At 74.5% G+C, this 2720-nt stretch carries 3 protein-coding genes; all 3 read left to right on the top strand.

What is annotated here, in order from left to right:
- Window positions 1-268, top strand: a 268-nt coding sequence (locus tag NBW84_RS13990) for a penicillin-binding transpeptidase domain-containing protein (protein WP_250285168.1), incomplete at its 5' end; no start/stop codon positions are given.
- A gap of 157 nt (window positions 269-425) precedes the next feature.
- The gene (locus tag NBW84_RS13985) at window positions 426-2150 is read left to right on the top strand and encodes a UDP-N-acetylmuramoyl-L-alanyl-D-glutamate--2,6-diaminopimelate ligase (RefSeq protein WP_445548460.1); all 1725 of its coding nucleotides are present in this window, start codon (window positions 426-428) and stop codon (window positions 2148-2150) included.
- Between the two features lie 13 nt (window positions 2151-2163).
- Window positions 2164-2720, top strand: a 557-nt coding sequence (locus NBW84_RS13980; protein ID WP_250285166.1) for a Mur ligase family protein, incomplete at its 3' end; no start/stop codon positions are given.

Raw genomic sequence — 2720 nt, 5'->3', positions numbered from 1 at the left:
GGCGGGCAAGACCGGGACGGCACAGCGGGTGGGCGCTTCCGGCCACTACGACGGCTATGTCGCGTCGTTCGTGGGTTTCGCCCCGGCCGACCAGCCCAGGGTGGTCGTCGAGGTGGTCCTGGACAATCCCCGCGACGGCCACTTCGGTGGGACGGTCGCCGCACCGGTGTTCCAGCGGGTGATGACCTTCGCGCTGACGACGCTGGGCGTGCCTCCGTCCGGCACGAGCCCGCCGAAGCTCGTTCTCGATCTGGACGCGGGTCGTTGACCCGCCGTGCCCGTCGTGACCCGACGCAGGTCCCGGCGGGCCGGCTACTAGTGTCGTTGCCGTGACCTCACCGGTGTTGCGTCCGGTCGCCCCGCCCGCACGGGCGCTCACCGAGCTGACCGTCGGATACGACGGCCTCACGGTGACCGGCGGTGCTGTGGCGGGTGTAGTCGTCCGCGGGATCACCCATGACTCCCGGGCGGTGCGTCCTGGCGACCTCTACGCGGCCCTGCCCGGCGCGCGCGTGCACGGGGCCGCCTTCGTCCGGCAGGCGATCGCGGCCGGGGCTGTGGCCGTGCTGACCGACCGGGCCGGGGCTGACCAGATCATGGCGGCGGCCCGGTCGTCCGGCACGGCTGCTGGGAGCACGGCTGGTAGTGACACGGCTGGCAGCGGCACGGCTGCTGGGAGCACGGCTGGCAGGGACGTAGCCGGTAGCGGCACGGCTGGCAGGGACGTAGCTGGTGGGAGCGCGGCCGGCAGGGACGTAGCCGGTAGCGACATGGCTGGTAGTGACGCGGCTGGTAGTGACGATGGGGACGTGGCTGGCGGTGGCACAGCCGTTGATGCGGACACAGCCGGCGCGGACACGGCAGCCGGCGCGGGCGTGGCCGACGTCCCGGTGCTTGTGGCCGCGGACCCGCGGGCGCTGCTGGGGCCGGTCGCGGCCCGGGTGTACGGCGAACCGTCGACGGCCCTGACGTTGCTCGGGGTCACCGGCACCAACGGCAAGACGACGGTGGCCTACCTGCTGGAGGCGGGGCTGCGGGCCGCCGGGCACACGACCGGGCTGATCGGGACGGTGCAGACGCGGCTGGCCGACACGGTGCTCCCCTCGGTGCGCACCACGCCGGAGGCCACCGACCTGCAGGCGCTGCTCGCGGTCATGGCCGAGCGTGGGGTGACCGCGGCGGCGATGGAGGTCTCCAGCCATGCCGTCGCCCTGCACCGGGTGGGCGGCATCCGGTTCGCCGGGGCGGCGTTCACCAACCTCAGCCAGGACCATCTCGACTTCCACCCGTCGATGGAGGACTATTTCGCCGCCAAGGCCGCCCTGTTCACCCCCGAGCGGACCGGGGTGTCCGTCATCGACATCGACACGCCGTGGGGGCGCCAGCTCGCCGGGGCCGTCCCGGGGGCGATCACCTGCGGGACGGCCGCCGACGCGCACTGGCGTGCCGTCGACGTCGCCGCCGGCCCCAGCGGGACGGTCTTCCGCGCGCTCGGCCCGTACGGCGTGGACGTCCGGGTGGGCATCGCGCTGCCCGGAGCCTTCAACGTCGGCAACGCCCTGGTGGCGCTGGCGCTGCTGGTGGCCACCGGTGTCCCCGCGCCGGTGGCGGCGGCCGGGCTGGCGAGCCTGCCCGGGGTGCCGGGCAGGATGGAACGGGTCGACGCCGGCCAGCCGTTCCTCGGCCTGGTCGACTACGCGCACACACCGGACGCGGTGCAGACGCTGCTGCGTACCGTGCGGCCGCTGGTGCCCGGCCGTGTGATCGTGCTGCTTGGCTGCGGGGGTGACCGTGACCGGCGCAAACGTCCGCTGATGGGCGCCGCCGCGGCCGTCGGCGCCGATATTTCGATCTTCACCAGTGACAACCCCCGGTCGGAGGATCCGGAATTGATCATCGCGCAGATGTGTACCGGCGTGGGGACGCTGCCGCCCAGCGCCCGGGGCCGTGTCATGGTGGAGCCGGACCGGGCCGCGGCGATCCGCCTCGCGGTGGGCCTCGCCCAGCCGGGAGACGCGGTCGTGCTGGCCGGCAAGGGGCACGAGACCGGTCAGGAGCAGGCCGGCGTGGTGACCCCCTTCGACGACCGTGACGTGCTGCGGGCGGAGCTGGCCGGGTGGCGTCCCGTGTCGCGCCGGCATTCGGCGTGAGGGGCGTCCGACGGTGATGACGCTGACCCTGCGCGAGGTCGCGGTGGCCTGCGGCGGCCGGCTGGACGCCGTGGATGATCCTGACGCCGCCGTGACCAGCGTCGTCATCGACTCGCGCCAGGTCACCGCCGGCGCGCTGTTCGTCGCGGTGGCCGGGGAGCGGGTCGACGGCCACGACTTCGCCGCCGCGGCGGTAGGTGCCGGCGCGGCGGCGGTGCTCGCGGCCCGGCCGGTGGGCGTGCCCGCGGTGGTGGTCGCCGATCCGGTCGCCGCGCTGGCCGCGCTCGCCGCGCAGGTGCGTACCCGGTCGTCGGCGACCGTGGTGGCGGTGACCGGTTCGGCGGGCAAGACCACCACCAAGGACCTGCTCGCCGACCTGCTCGGTGAGCTCGGGCCGACCGTCGCCGCCGCCGGCTCGTTCAACAACGAGATCGGCCTGCCGCTGACCGTCACGCGCATCGAGCCGGCCACCAGGTTCGCCGTGCTGGAGATGGGCGCCCGCGGCCTCGGCCACATCGCCGCCCTGTGCGAGCTGGCCCGGCCGCGGATCGGGGTGGTGCTCAACGTCGG

Origin of the sequence: Protofrankia sp. CiP1_Cm_nod2 (assembly GCF_920664355.1) — a bacterium.
Lineage (GTDB): Bacteria > Actinomycetota > Actinomycetes > Frankiales > Frankiaceae > Protofrankia.
The sequence above is the reverse complement of the archived record's forward strand: the minus strand, read 5'-3'. Positions and strand labels throughout refer to the sequence as shown.